This window comes from uncultured Solobacterium sp., assembly GCF_963517755.1.
Taxonomy (GTDB): Bacteria; Bacillota_I; Bacilli_A; order Erysipelotrichales; family Erysipelotrichaceae; genus Bulleidia.
The window spans coordinates 57856-72219 of sequence record NZ_CAUQGG010000009.1 but is presented as its reverse complement, the minus strand read 5'-3'; the positions used below and the strand labels follow the sequence as shown (position 1 = coordinate 72219).

13 protein-coding genes are annotated in these 14364 nt (G+C 36.5%); 3 read left to right on the top strand and 10 right to left on the bottom strand.

The window, feature by feature from the left end; all coding sequences use genetic code 11:
• The first annotated feature begins 42 nt into the window (after window positions 1-42).
• Both RWM19_RS06550 and RWM19_RS06545 read left to right on the top strand, forming a co-directional pair.
• Entirely contained in the window at window positions 43-966 is a 924-nt protein-coding gene (locus tag RWM19_RS06550; RefSeq protein WP_294021609.1) for an SPFH domain-containing protein, read from the top strand.
• Between the two features lie 5 nt (window positions 967-971).
• Window positions 972-1280 (top strand): hypothetical protein, encoded by a 309-nt coding sequence (locus RWM19_RS06545; protein ID WP_294021610.1) that lies wholly within the window; start codon window positions 972-974, stop codon window positions 1278-1280.
• A 37-nt stretch (window positions 1281-1317) separates the two neighbouring features.
• On the opposite strand, the gene RWM19_RS06540 is transcribed toward RWM19_RS06545, so the two are convergent.
• Window positions 1318-2160, bottom strand: a complete 843-nt coding sequence (locus RWM19_RS06540; RefSeq protein WP_313985121.1) for a Cof-type HAD-IIB family hydrolase — start codon at window positions 2158-2160, stop codon at window positions 1318-1320.
• Between the two features lie 9 nt (window positions 2161-2169).
• The gene (locus tag RWM19_RS06535) at window positions 2170-2442 is read right to left on the bottom strand and encodes a DUF1294 domain-containing protein (RefSeq protein ID WP_313985119.1); all 273 of its coding nucleotides are present in this window, start codon (window positions 2440-2442) and stop codon (window positions 2170-2172) included.
• Between the two features lie 125 nt (window positions 2443-2567).
• Between RWM19_RS06535 and RWM19_RS06530 the strand changes: the two genes are divergently transcribed.
• Window positions 2568-4061, top strand: a complete 1494-nt coding sequence (locus RWM19_RS06530; protein ID WP_313985116.1) for a C69 family dipeptidase — start codon at window positions 2568-2570, stop codon at window positions 4059-4061.
• A 76-nt stretch (window positions 4062-4137) separates the two neighbouring features.
• On the opposite strand, the gene RWM19_RS06525 is transcribed toward RWM19_RS06530, so the two are convergent.
• From RWM19_RS06525 to RWM19_RS06490, 8 genes are all read right to left on the bottom strand, one after another.
• Window positions 4138-5370 (bottom strand): ABC transporter permease, encoded by a 1233-nt coding sequence (locus RWM19_RS06525; RefSeq protein ID WP_313985114.1) that lies wholly within the window; start codon window positions 5368-5370, stop codon window positions 4138-4140.
• A complete protein-coding gene (locus RWM19_RS06520; RefSeq protein ID WP_313985111.1) occupies window positions 5363-6277 on the bottom strand; it encodes an ATP-binding cassette domain-containing protein in 915 nt (304 codons plus the stop codon). The genes RWM19_RS06525 and RWM19_RS06520 overlap by 8 nt, the downstream gene beginning before the upstream one ends.
• A 147-nt stretch (window positions 6278-6424) precedes the next feature.
• On the bottom strand, window positions 6425-7261 hold the full coding sequence (locus RWM19_RS06515) for a hypothetical protein (protein ID WP_313985108.1): 837 nt from the start codon (window positions 7259-7261) through the stop codon (window positions 6425-6427).
• Entirely contained in the window at window positions 7254-8387 is a 1134-nt protein-coding gene (locus tag RWM19_RS06510; RefSeq protein WP_313985105.1) for an HAD-IA family hydrolase, read from the bottom strand. Before RWM19_RS06510 ends, RWM19_RS06515 begins: the two co-directional genes overlap by 8 nt.
• 2 nt (window positions 8388-8389) lie before the next feature.
• Window positions 8390-11203, bottom strand: a complete 2814-nt coding sequence (locus RWM19_RS06505; protein WP_313985102.1) for an SMC family ATPase — start codon at window positions 11201-11203, stop codon at window positions 8390-8392.
• Window positions 11200-12339, bottom strand: a complete 1140-nt coding sequence (locus RWM19_RS06500; RefSeq protein WP_313985099.1) for an exonuclease SbcCD subunit D — start codon at window positions 12337-12339, stop codon at window positions 11200-11202. The genes RWM19_RS06505 and RWM19_RS06500 overlap by 4 nt, the downstream gene beginning before the upstream one ends.
• Window positions 12340-12355: 16 nt before the next feature.
• A complete protein-coding gene (locus RWM19_RS06495) occupies window positions 12356-13285 on the bottom strand; it encodes a DUF4003 family protein (protein WP_313985096.1) in 930 nt (309 codons plus the stop codon).
• An 88-nt stretch (window positions 13286-13373) separates the two neighbouring features.
• A complete protein-coding gene (locus RWM19_RS06490; protein WP_313985093.1) occupies window positions 13374-14318 on the bottom strand; it encodes a DUF4003 family protein in 945 nt (314 codons plus the stop codon).
• Between the last annotated feature and the right edge of the window lie 46 nt (window positions 14319-14364).

The window sequence follows — 14364 nt, the reverse complement described above, 5'->3', positions numbered from 1 at the left end:
GATAAGACTATTATCCGTCACCCATAAGGAGGGGATATTAAAATGGAAATCATTATTATTCCAGCTATTTTCTTTATCTTAGCTATCGCACTTGCAGTATCATGTGCAAACATCGTTCCACAGGAAAACGCATATGTTATCGAACGTTTCGGTAGATATCGTACAACTTGGGATGCAGGTATTCACTTCAAATTCCCATTTGTAGATCATGTTCGTCGTAGAGTTCTTCTAAAGGAACAGGTAGCCGACTTCGCACCACAGCCTGTTATCACAAAGGATAACGTAACAATGCAGATTGACTCCGTTGTGTACTTCAAGGTTATGAACCCACATGATTATGCTTACGGTGTAGAAAATCCAATCATGGCGATGGAAAATCTAACTGCTACTACATTGCGTAATATCATTGGTGACATGGAGTTAGACCAAACATTAACATCCCGCGAAGCAATCAACTCTCAGATGTTACAAACAATTGACCTGGCAACAGACCCATGGGGAATCAAAGTTACTCGTGTTGAGTTAAAGAACATCCAACCACCAACAGCGATTCGTGAATCCATGGAGAAGCAGATGAAGGCTGAACGTGAAAAGCGTGCTGCTATCTTAACTGCTGAAGGTCAAAAACAAGCAATGATTCTTGAGGCAGAAGGTAAGAAAGAATCTGCTGTGTTAAATGCCGAAGCTGAAAAACAAGCTACAATCTTGGCTGCTGAAGCTGCTCGTGAAAAGGAAATTAAAGAAGCTGAAGGTCGTGCTGAAGCAATCCGTGCTATCCAAGAAGCTACTGCCGATGGTATCCGTGCTATCAAAGAAGCAGGTGCTGATGAGACAGTCATTCGCTTAAAGAGCTTAGAAGCTTTCGCTGCTGCTGCAGATGGTAAAGCAACTAAGATTATCATCCCTTCAGAGATTCAAAGTCTTGCTGGTCTTGCAAAAGGAATTACAGAAAGTATTAAAGAGTAACTATTATGTCAGATAGTTTTTTCCCTTTAATTCTTCTGACGGTTGTCACATCTGCTCTCTTAATTGGGCTTTCCAATAAGTTACAACAGGCAAATAACCAACAGAGAAAAACTTTCAACAATGACTATATTCCACCAAAGTCACCACTAGATATACCAGTACGTACAGTACCACGCCATGTTCCAAGTATCATGGAGCCAAATCATACAGATGATATCAATGGTAAAAACATTGTTCATCGTGAGGCACCAGAAAAAGGATATGTTGTTTTGAATGGTGTTAAGCGTAGAATTCACGAGTGCAAAGATTTATAAAAACATGAAAGCTAGTATGCATGCATACTAGCTTCTTTTATTGTAAAGATGGGATATATTTTAACAGTGCTTTTGCGATACCATCGTGATTATTATCATCTGTAATTTCATCAGCGATTGCTTTTACTTCCTCTTGTGCATTTGCCATCGCAACACCAACGCCTGCAAACCGCAACATTGTAATATCATTACCTGCATCCCCAAACGCAATACAGTCTTTGGCTTCAATCCCAAGCTTTGATAATGCACTCTGTAGTGCTGCACCTTTATCAATTCCTTGAGATGTCATCTCATAGAAGAAATTTGAACTAAACATCATAGAAAGCTTTCCTTCAAACGGTGCAGAGATAGCCTTATAATTTTCACGTAAATACTCGGGCTCTCCAACAACCAAAATCTTATTGAGTGGAAAGTCTACATAACTTGCAAGATCTTTAACCTCTTTGAGTAAATAATTGTTCATACGTGCTTCATACTGAAATCCATTAAATGTACGTCCTTTATCAGTAATCATGCAGTTATATACATCCTCAACCACCATATACTCATTTTCTACAATAATTGGATGCACATCAAATTGTTTCAAATGTTGCAGTGTCTTCGTTACTAACTCCTGCTGCATCGTTGTATTCACTAGAACTTCCCCAGTTTGGCAATCAATTACCTTTGCGCCATTAAAACAAAGAAATAATCCATGATGCTTATCCATTTCCAGCATCTTTCCATACTTTTCAATTCCCTTTGCAGGACGGCCACTCGCAATGACTAGGCGAATCCCCTGCTCTTGTGCTTTCATTAATACTCTTTTTGTTTCAGGAGTTATCTCCTTCTGATCATTTGTTAATGTACCATCAATATCTAATAAAATTGCCTTCATCATAAACCCCCCTTAACGTATTTCAGGAAATCCTTTTGTCACAAAATAAATCCATACCAACATCATAATCGGAACCCCAATCTGAAACTTTAAATGCTTTGTTTTATGATGAAAAATACGCATGCCTAAATATGCTCCATAGGCTCCCCCAATTGCGGCAACTCCTAGTAATGTCTTCTCAGGAATTCTCCACATGTTGTTCATCGCACGATATTTATCTAAACCATATAAACCAAACGCAATGACATTGATCACTGCTAAATATGCTAAAACTGCTAATGACATCTATATACCTCTTACTTTTCGTATGGTTATCATATAGTATCCATCCGTAAATTAGAAGTAATTTTTTTATGAATACCACACTGAAGTGTTATGATTAACACAACAATAGATTGGAGATTAACAATATGCCATGTACAACATTACTCGTCGGTAAGAAAGCTAGTTATGACGGTTCTACTTTAGTAGCACGTAACGAAGATTCCGGCGCTGGCGATTTTACCGCCAAGAAGTTTATCGTAGTTCATCCAAGTGACCAACCAAAAATGTATAAATCCGTTTTATCACACGTAGAAATTCCACTTCCAAATAACCCAATGCGTTATACCTGTATGCCAGACGCATTAAATGATAAAGGAATTTGGGGAGCTGCTGGTGTCAATGCATTAAACGTTTCTATTACAGCGACTGAGACAATTACTTCAAACGAAAGAGTTCTCGGTGCAGATCCTCTTGTAAAATATATTCCTGCTAAAGGCAAAGAAGGCGATGTAGATTATACCCCAGAAGTCGTTGGTGGTATTGGGGAAGAAGACATTGTTACACTTGTACTCCCTTATATCAAGAGTGCTCGCGAAGGTGTTCTTCGTCTTGGTGAAATCTTAGAGAAGTACGGCACCTATGAAATGAATGGTATTGCCTTCCAAGACATCGATGAAATCTGGTGGTTAGAAACAATCGGTGGACACCATTGGATTGCAAAGCGTGTCAAAGATGATGAATACGTTGTAATGCCAAACCAGTTAGGTATCGATAGTTTCGATTTAAAGGATGCCTTCGGCAAACAAAAAGAACACCTATGTTCAAGTGACCTTGTAGAATTTATTGAAAAGAATCATCTCAATCTAAATCAAGATAAGCATTTTAATCCAAGATATGCTTTTGGTTCACACTCGGATGCAGACCATGTATACAACACACCACGTGCTTGGATTATTGGTAGATACTTTAATCCAACAACTTATCGTTGGGATGGACCTAAGGCTGACTATCGTCCTGATTCCGACAATATTCCTTGGAGTTTTGTGCCAGAACAAAAGATTACTGTAGAAGATGTGAAGTATGTCCTATCTCATCACTATCAAGGCACACCATATGACCCATACGGAAAGCATGGTGATTCCTCACTTCGTGGCTCCTTTAGACCAATCGGTATCAACCGCAATAACTTCCTATCCTGCGTACAGATTCGTCCATACGCACCGGAAGAAATCCGCTCTATTGAATGGATTGCCTTCGGTTCAAATACATTTAATGCGTTTGTACCATTCTACGTAAATATCGATGAAACACCTATCTATACAGCAAATACAGAGAAAACTGTATCAACAGATAACTTCTATTGGGCTAATCGTATTATTGGTGCTCTTGCGGATGCACATTTCAGTAATACAACTTCCGCAATCGACCGTTATCAAAATGCAGTACAAACAAAAGGTCATCAACTCATCAACAAGTATGACTCTTTATTTACAAAAGATGTAGACCCTGTCACATTCTGCCAAACAGCGAATCAAGAAATCGCAGATATGGCAAAACAACATACAGATGACCTATTAGATAAAGTTCTCTTTACCGCAAGCATGGGTATGAAGAATAGCTTCTCGAGATCAGATGCTTAACCATCAAAAAGGCTCGTAACACACGAGCCTTTTATCGTTTTTACACATACATATATTCTATGCATGCATATTGAGATTATTGTTTCGAGAACAATACTTCCTTACAAACTTTAAAGAAGTTTGGCTTATTGCCATAGTTCAATGTTCCCCAACGATAAATACGGATAGATAATCTTGCGAATAAGTAAATAAATATAATTGTCAGTACCGTCGATCCAATGACTTCATACGCTGCAACTGTTGTAATCGCATTTCTAATCGGCATTACCATGACAGAGAAGAATGGAATCCATGAAGCAATTTTTACTACAATCGACTCTCCACCCTGTAAAGCAGACATCGCAATCATATAACTAGCAATAAACAAGAACATTACTGGACTTATCGCATTGTTTACATCTTCCATTCTTGATACGACAGAACCTAAAGCCGCAAAGATAAACATATACAATAATAGACCGAGAACGAAATAGAAGATATACATACCTAACATCGATAGATCAAACATCGATTTTGCAATCAAGAGAGCCATCTTTGGATACATTCCCTTGAAGATAAAATAGGAAACAAGCCCAGAAGTAAAGATGATGCCACATTGAATTACCGATGCGCATGTTACTGCTAGAACTTTACCAATAATAAGGTTCTTTGGATCAGTTGTTGTAATGAGCAGTTCCATTGTTCTACTGTCTTTTTCTCTTGCGACAGCTGTAGCGACGATAGAACCAAACATTAAGATTACAGAATATAATGTAATGATGTATACAAACGCAAGTAGATACTGTGTTGATGTATCACGGCCTAACACCTCTTCTTCCGCATTAATCTTCACATTCGTTAATGCCTGATACTCAGCGGTACTAATACCCTTCTCATTAAACTTTTGTGTGATGATATGATCTTTTAAAACTTCATTTAAAGGATCACCCATTCCACCTAAGAAGCCTTTATCGTGGAAATATGTCTTATAGTGATCGTAATCATAGATTACATATCCCTTTGATTCCTTACCACTCTTTACCGCTTCTTTTAAAGCTTCTTCTGAAGGATAAAGACTAGATTCATCAATGTTTAATGTCTTTGCGATATCTTCATTCGATACAAAGTATCCACCAGGAATGCTGTCATTGAGATAGGAAGCACCCTCAGAACTATCAAACTCAGTTGGCTTGTTAAAATAGTTGATGATTGCTGGAGCAGCACCACCACCGAAAGCGACAATTGCGAGTATTATCGTCGAGACGATAACTGCCTTCTTCTTTATTTGTTGGAAGAATTCAAATTCAAATACAGTTCTAAAGTTACGCATTTGTCTCACCTCCTACCTTATTTACAAAGATATCTTGTAGACTAGGAAGATATTGTCCAAAGGACACGACTTCATGTACGTGATTTAATAATTCCTGTAAAATTTCATTCGAAGTATAGTCGGTATTCTTTGTAATCAGATATTCCCCATCCACAAGCTGAAACTCTAAGCCAAATTTATTTTGCAAAATATCCTCTACAACAGTAGAATCCTCAGGATTTACACGAAGTACTAACTTATCTTGTCCCTCTTTTTTCTTAATTTCTTCCAAGTCACCAGTGACAATGATATTACCATGGTCAATTAATGTAATCTCATCACACATTTCTTCAACATATGCCATCTGGTGTGAGGAGAAGATAACGAGTTTCCCCTTCGCAACAGCTTCTTTAATCGCATCCTTAAAGATTTGAGCATTGACTGGATCTAAGCCCGAGAATGGTTCATCAAGGATAATAATTGCTGGATCGTTAATAAATGCTTGCGCAATCTGAATTTTTTGTTGATTACCTTTGGATAATGTTTCTAACTTTTTATTTGTATATTCTTTTAATCCAAAGTAATCAATCCAGTACTCTGCTTCTTCAGCAGCCTTTTTATTATCTGCCCCTTTTAACTTTGCAAAGTACGCCAATTGATCTTTTAGAGATACCTTTGCGTACATACCACGTTCTTCCGGCAGATAACCAATATGGTTTTGATTCACATCAAATGGTTTGCCATCTAACAAGAATTCGCCTTCTGTTTGTTTGAACACATTCATCAAACAACGGAATGTTGTTGTCTTACCAGCACCATTTCGTCCAAGGAATCCCATTGCCTTACCACTTTGTACAGTAAAACTGATTCCATGGAGAATTTCCGTCTTGTCAAAGGTCTTCTTAATTCCCTTTACTTCTAATATCATAATTACCCCTTTCATTTCCAAGGAAATACAATTGTTAAAACAGGAACACCCGTACAAAATTTCTATACGAGTGCCTCTTTATGATTTGATTATATTACTCATTTGACCAAAGGTCAATAAATATTATACAAAACTCAAATTTTGTCGCTACTTTAGAATTCCACAACCTAAATGAATACAATTTCCATCTAATAAATACTCTTTTATAACACGTTGTAGAGATGTTTCTTCTGCTAATTCACGATAATCACATTCCTTTGTTCGATACACGAAATCAAAGATATCCCTAATACAGTCATACCCTTTAGAAACATCAAATAATTCATAGAATTGATAAATATTTGAATCTTTTGAAACAAGTTGATGAATCTCAGGACTTAAGAGCCAAGAATCACAAACATATTGTGGTTTTTCAACCTTAAAATACCGCATGATAACATTTTTAGAAGATGTGATTGAATCGATTACCTTTAAAACCTCAAGTTTCTCATCGGATGGAATATGAATTCGTATGGTATGCATATCTACATATTCATACTGTAATCGTCCAACTTCCACAAGACGCACATTGATAAAGTAAGTTCCCCAAATCATCTGTGATATACGTATCGATTTTAATTTTCTTTGAACGATATCCTTTGTAAGTACTTCCTTCATCCTCGTCTTGTGGATAGATTGTTGTACCTCATCAAACTGATGCTTTTCCATATTCTTTTGGTGTAGTTGACATCCACATAGCAACGCAACACTTGTCACAAAAGGATGGACTGGCTGATGAAATAATTCTTCAGTGCTTTCAATTGACCAAAGTTGATTGATCTTCTGCGTTTTATCAACATATAAAACATCTAGAAGTTCTTCAAACTTTTGCATTAAGCCATTGTCAGTTTTAATAGTTTTCATGCATGCATAACATTGGTTACGATACCAATCATCATTGACACCATAATACGATAAGGCATTATCTATGATTTCTTTATTCATATAGTTCCACAATCTTTAATAAATCATCTACGACAACTGTATCTTCATAGCGTGGTGTTACTGGAGTATCTTCATCCAAGAATAGGATACATTTAATCCCAGCTTTCTTGCCTGCTTCTTCATCTAAACGACGATCACCAACATATGTGCAATACTCTGGATTTAACTTAAATTTATCTAGCAAATAACGAATTCCTTCTGGATCTGGTTTTTTCGCAAAACCATCATCACCGGTAATGGTATAACTTATATACTCCGCAATCCCTAAATCTTCCAAAACTTGTTTTGCGGTGTGGTCTTTATGTGTGTATACATAATTTCTAACACCCTTACACTTTAATAACTGCAGTGTTTGTTTAGCGTTCTTAATTAACTTTACTTGATCATTACCTGCATCCTGTAATGTTGTGTAATACTGATACACGATTTCAAACTGCAATCCTTCTTTCCCTGCAAATTCATGAATAAATTGATGTACAGAATGAAGTATGACATATTTACGAAGGTATTCACGGTCATATGTATGACCGTAATGCGTCATTGTTTCTTGTAAACTATCTAAAATTACATCATAGGAATCTAGCAGTGTCCCATCTAAATCCCATATGCATGCATGGATTGGTTTGATTGGTAGCCTTGTGTATACCTCTTCTTCATCATCATGGTGGATATATGCCCCATTTGCGAGTTGGACATGTAGAGATGCTGGATTATCTTTGTGAGAAGCCATATAAATTTCATCCTCACGAATCACATCTTTTGCGATATCCAATAATAGTGCTAATCCTTTCTTTGCATAACCTTGATTTCGATACGCCGGTAAAATACCATATCCGATATGACCTGATCCATTTCTCAAATTTTCATTAAGATAATGTCTTAACTTATATACACCAACGATATGATTCTCTTCCCACAGAAAATAATATGTTTGTGGCACATAGCCAGGTTTTAAATTGATTCCATTTGCGATATTAATTAGCTTCGGCATTGTTTCATGCATGAATGTTTCTTTATCAATTCCATGATATGGATTCATAAAGCCATTTTCATCTTCCGGTAAATCTTTGAACACCTGGTATATAGCATCCGCATCTTGCCAATTTAATTCCCGTATTTCTAACATATTTATTCCTCCTTGATTACTTTCGCAATAGAGCCATGACTTCCATGTAAATCTTTAGTTACGATAATACCTTTATGGATACGCTCCTTTAACTCTTTGACGTGTGAAATAATACCTACTAGTCGATTTTCTCCAGACAAATTTGTTAGTGTCTGTATTGCGTTATTGAGTGAATCTTGGTCTAATGTGCCAAAGCCTTCATCAATAAACATCGTATCAATTTGAATACCACCAGCTTGGGATTGTATTTCATCCGACATTCCTAACGCTAAGGCAAGTGATGCGATAAAGGACTCTCCACCAGATAAAGAACTTACCGGACGGATTGAGCCATTGCTGAAGTCGATTACGTCTAAATCTAATGCTTCATGACTTCTCTTATCTTTCGTACCTGCACTACGTACAAGTTGATATTGTTGATTAGACATCGATAAATAACGCTCATTTGCCTTATGAATCATACGATCGAGGTAGGCAATCTGAACATATTCTTGTAATGTAATCTTCTCTTTACTAGAGCGACCATTCCCCATCGCAACATCAGCCAGTTCTTTCAAACTACTATAACGAGAAAGCTTTATTTGATATGCATCACTTTCAGACACAATTTTCTTCTTTGTATCTTGCGCATCACTCTCATACATTTCTGTATTATGAATACACTTCAGTATCTCTTCTTGTTGTACTTGTAGGTTTTCAATTTCTGTTTGAAGAATCTTAAGTTGTTTCTGTTGATTTGGAATCTCATCAATAGATGATGACACCTTCCCCTTTAACATATCAATCTGTGCACTTACATAAACTAACTCATCCATTGCCAGTTTACTTTCATTCTCAAGTCGATTGATTTGTTGTTGGTATTCTAAGATTTGCTTTGTAATCATTGATATGCGATTCTTCGCTTCTGTTTCAGAAGTATACTTTAACTTTGCAGTAATTTCCTGTACTTGTTTTTGTAACTGCTCATATTCCACCGATAGCTTTGTTTGTGCAATTTGATTTTGACTCACTTCTTCAGATATAGCAGTTAATTTTTGCTGTAGTTGTGGAATTATCTTCTGCAATTCTTGATAGTGTTTTGACTGCTGTTGAAGTTGCTTGATACGAGTTGAAATTTCTTTTTCCTCTTTCTTTAGCTGTACTGTATGTTCATCGATAAACAGTTGTACATCTTCAAATGAAACTGTTTCTTCTGTAACAGACTTTAATACTAGTTCCAGCTCATTCTGTAAAGCATTCATCTTTAAACTAGCATCAGCACATGCTTTACTAGTTATCTGATATTCTTTTTCTGCTTGATCCACTTTCTTTTTATATTGGTTAAATTCTTCTTCCGTAACAAGCTTATTACTATGGCTGGCAGGACGAGGATGTTCTAAAGATCCACATACAGGACATGGTTCACCCTTCGTCAGTCTTAATGCTAGCAATCCTGCCTGATTTGCGAAATAGGATATTTGTGCATCATCATATTGCTTTTGAAGTATTACTTTTCTATCTGTACTTTCTTGGAGTAACTGGGTTTTCTCCTTCAAAGTATTAACCGCATTTTGATAATTACTTTGAATCATGCTTGCATGATGAAAAGCAGAAATTTTCTTTTCTATCTCTTCTTCTTTTAAAATAACTTTATTCAAAGATAATTCACTATCGGTTAATGTGTGTGCTTCCTTCTGCTTTAAAGCGATATCTTCATCCAACTGCTTCTTAAAGTTTGTTTTGGTTGCTAAATCTTTTGAAATAATAGAAATTTGTTTTCTAATCTCCGCAAGTTTTGTACTGAGCTTTGTTAAGCTCTCATATTCAGGTAACTCATGTTCAATTTGTGCTTGTTCTTTCTTTAACGCATCGATTTGAATATGATACTTTTCCCCATCATTCTTTACTCTTTCTGCGTAAAGATTAGCCTTCTCTTCCTTTGCTGGCTTTTCTTTCAATAGTTTTTCAAGTGATAGAAGATCTTGTAGCTGTTTTGTTTTCTCTGTTTCTTCTTTACGTGATTTCTGAAGTTGGTTTTGAACTTGTGCTTTTTGCCTCTGTAGTTTTTCTGTACTTTCTTTAGAACTAGCGATAATTTCATCCAATAAATCATATACTGGCTGAATATCATCCATCGCAAATGTTTCTAAAGTTTGCGCATATTGTTCTTGTAAAATCTCTGGCACACGCACATCACTGATAATCTGCTGTAAACGTAATTTTGCGTCATTCAGTGCGAGGTAACTTTCCTTTGCCATCTGATTTAAACGGTCCATCAAAACAGAGTACTTACTTGTCATAAACACTTTTTCAAATAACTTCCCGCGTTCTTTTGTGTCCGCATTTAAAATTTCAAGGAAACTTCCTTGCGCTATCATCGCAATCTGGCGGAATTGATCTCTCTTCATACCGAGTAATTGTTCAACCTGTTTGGTAACTTCTGTTGGTTTTACAATGCGTTCCCCATTTGGCAAAATGAGATATGCGTCTGTTGCCTTACTACGCTGTTTTACTTCACCATTTTTTTGGACATGCGTATAAGTATATTCAGGGCGTCGATAGATATGATATTCCTCGTCATGATAGACAAAATCTAATTCGACGTAGGTTTCAATCTCTTCTTTTGCGTATTCACTGCGTAAGGTCTTTACATCGCGAATATCCCCACTTGGCTTGCCAAATAAAGCGAATGTAATCGCATCAAAAATGGTTGTCTTACCTGCACCAGTATCCCCAGTAATCAGATAAACCCCATTTTCACCCAACTTCGAAAGATCAAGCTCAATCTTGGAGGCATATGGTCCAAAGGCAGAGAGCACTAACTTAATTGGTCTCATTCTTCATCCCCCTCTTTCCAGATTTTTGTCACAAGTTCATCTAATATCTTCTCTTGTGTATCATCGAGCCCATGGCCTGTATATTGCGCAAAGAAATCACCAAAGATTTCTTGTGGTGTTTGGTTCTTTTGTTTTGTATAGCTAATACCTTGTTCACTTTGTTCATATGCTGAATTTGGATATGAAATTCCAAGAATATTCGGATAACGTAAACGCAGTGTATTCATCGCATCAAATACCATGCGCTCATCTTGCAGTTGGAAGTATACGTAGTCATCATTCTTTACATTCTTTCTTTGCAGAATATTTGCAAAGGTATCTTTGATGACAACCACATCATGTAGAGGTTTTAAATCAACCGTGTAAACGGTTGTATTCCCCTTCTCTTTCATATCGATGATGGTGACTGACTTTGTTGTATTTGCTTCACCAATCGAATATTTCAGAGGTGTACCACAATATCGCATTGTATCTCGCAAGATTGTCTGTGGATGATGGATATGCCCTAACGCAACATAATCAAAATCACGGAACACATTTCCATCCACATTATCTGTACCACCAACGCTTACCTCTGAACCTTGTTCATCGGTTACAGTACCTGTAATAAATTGATGGGATAAGATTACATTACGTTCCTGTTGATTTAACTCAACTGTTTGTAATGCATGTTTTACTGCTGCCGTATATCCTTCTACAGCCTCAGTCTCATCCAAATATTGATTTACGTAGATTGGACGTATATATGGAAGACTGAAGAAATGAATTGGTCCATATTCATCTTCGATGGTAGTGCATGCAAGCTTACCTGTATATTTTCCAGTAATATGAATATTAGAGTCCGCAAATATCTCAGCCCCATACGAAAGTCTTGTACCATTATCGTGGTTTCCAGCAATCATCATCACATGGATATCTAAGTTCTTTAACTCCAACAAAAACATACTTAAAAGAGCGACTGCTTCTGAACTAGGGTTACCAGTATCATAGATATCACCAGCCAGTAATACTGTAGTCACTTTTTCTTGTTTTAGAATGTCAATGATTTGTCGCAAAATGTACTTTTGATCTTCGATTAACGAATATTCCTTGAGTCTTTTTCCTAAATGAAGATCTGATAAATGTGCAATTTTCATATTGACCACTTCTTTCTTAGCCGTGTAACGTTTGATTCTGTGCAATTCTAAATAGAATTGCAATAATCCAAGTGTAATTCGTAATTGAATTTGGTGCGTAGTACTCTAACAACAGAATACATGCATGTAGCTCTTTGGCATTTTCAGAGAAGATACCATATCCCTTTTGGTATTTTAAAAACGTCATAACTTCTTTATAGTCTTCCTGAATACAATCAAGTGAAACGCCTAGATTCGCTAAAATCGCATGCAATACAAAATAGTAATAGTTTACTGCGCGATCAAAGCTACTACTAGACGATTGAATAAATTCCATTGTTCGTCTTACTTTTGTGGTCGCTGTACCTTCACACAAAGCTAGGATATAAGATAATAATCTTGCATAGTCATTATCAAGTCGATATTCATGAATTAACAAATCATCCATGATAACTAGCTCATCAACCACATCATCCTTTAGATTTGGTGAAAGTGCTAGGAGTCCTGCATAAACCACATCTGTATCATTCGTCAAAAAGCGATGTAAATCTTTCATCTGATTATAAATGGAAAGAGCCTTATAATAAATGCTCTTATAATCAAGCCCCGGTAAACTCGCCGCAGTAAATGATAATAAACCAAGACCACTATTATCTGAAAAACTGCGGTTAAATTGTTCCTCAAATGCCTTGGCATGAGAAATAAATTCATCTGGCTCGATATCAGTCGCCGCAATCATCGCAGCATATATTTTTGGCATGTAAACACGATAAGGCGATGTAAATGAGAATGACTTACTAATAACTCGTTCGCAAATTTTGATAGCCTCATAGTTGATATCTTTTTCAAAGTGAGAATATATATAGGCGATTGCCACATTTTCCTGCTCTAACGAGAAGATATTACGACTTAGTTCACTTTTATCATCTACAAATTTTGTACATTTTTCTAATAATAGCTCATTCATTTCATTTACCCCTTTTAACTAATATTATAAGCAGAATATGACTTTCCCTCAATCAAAGTCATAAAAACAAGCCCTCTATAGAGCTTGTTTATCGTGAACTACGTTGGGCAAGTGCTTTCATTAATGCAATCGTATAAAGGATTGCATTTGTCAGTGTATAAATAGATGTATTATTTCCAACGTAGTAACTTAATAAAATCATACATGCATGTAAGGATCTTTCCGGTTTAGAAAACCAACCATACTGTCTACTCTTTTTTAAATACTCTATCACGTCATCATAATCTTTTTGAATTGTATCAAGCGGAATAGAAAGATTTGCGACTACTGCATGAAGGACATAGTAAATATACCCTATGCGACGATTCCATTTACTTGTACAAGATTCAATGAATTCCATCGCATTCTGAACCTTCTGCGTTGCAGTACCGTCACAGAAGGCGAGGGCATAGGAAAGTCTTCTAGAAAAATCCCTAGGTAGTCTATATTCATTTACAAGCAGATCATCCATAATAACTAGCTCATCCACAACATCTTCCTTAACATTTGAAGACATCGCCAGAATTCCTGCATACACCACGTCCAGATCATTTGTTAAGGAGCGTTGTAAATCCTTCATTTGGTTATAGATTGCAAGTGCCCTATAGTAGATGGTTTGATACTCTACCTGTGGTCTTTCCGCAGCACTAAAACATAGTACTCCAAGCCCTATCGTATCCTTAAATGTACGGTTAAAAAGTTCTTCAAAACTCATCACACGATTGACTACGATATCTGGTTCTATATTGGACACATCCATCATCGCCGCATATACCTTCGTTAAAAAACGGTATTGAAATGAGCTAAACGGAAATGAACTCTGGATGACACCTTCACAGTGTTCCAACATTTCAAAATTTATTTCTCTTTCGTTAGACATGTAGATAAATGCAATATCCGCAATTCCTTCTGGGCTATACAGGAAATATTTACGGCGTAACGCCCTTCGATTATCCAGGAATGTATTGCATTTTTCTAATAAAAAATCATCCATCAAATCCACCTCTATTTAAATATTGTATGTATAAATAACTTTTCAT